The following is a 281-nucleotide window of genomic DNA, read 5'->3' as shown; positions in this document are numbered from 1 at the left end:
ATGGTTCCCGTCAAGATGTGACGAATTGGAGACGGAATCATGTTGGAATTTCTGGCACTCGCTCAAGAGTGCGCCCCGACGGTCGCGCCGCAGACTATGGCGGCCATCGTCAGCGTCGAGTCGAGCTATAACCCCTACGCCATCGGCGTTGTCGGCGGTCGGCTGGCTCGGCAACCCAAGAGCCGCGAAGAAGCCATTGCCACGGCGCAGCAGCTCGAAACGGACGGCTGGAACTTTTCGCTAGGCGTGGCGCAGGTCAACCGCCACAACCTGCCGAAGTA

General features: G+C 61.2%; 1 protein-coding gene. It reads left to right on the top strand.

All coding sequences use genetic code 11. The annotated features are described in order from the left end of the window. Positions 1 to 39 precede the first annotated feature (39 nt). Positions 40 to 281, top strand: a 242-nt coding sequence (locus FLQ44_RS06325; protein WP_147693590.1) for a transglycosylase SLT domain-containing protein, incomplete at its 3' end; no start/stop codon positions are given.

This window comes from Vogesella mureinivorans, assembly GCF_007644035.1.
GTDB classification, from domain to species: Bacteria; Pseudomonadota; Gammaproteobacteria; order Burkholderiales; family Chromobacteriaceae; genus Vogesella; species Vogesella mureinivorans.
The sequence above is the reverse complement of the archived record's forward strand: the minus strand, read 5'-3'. Positions and strand labels throughout refer to the sequence as shown.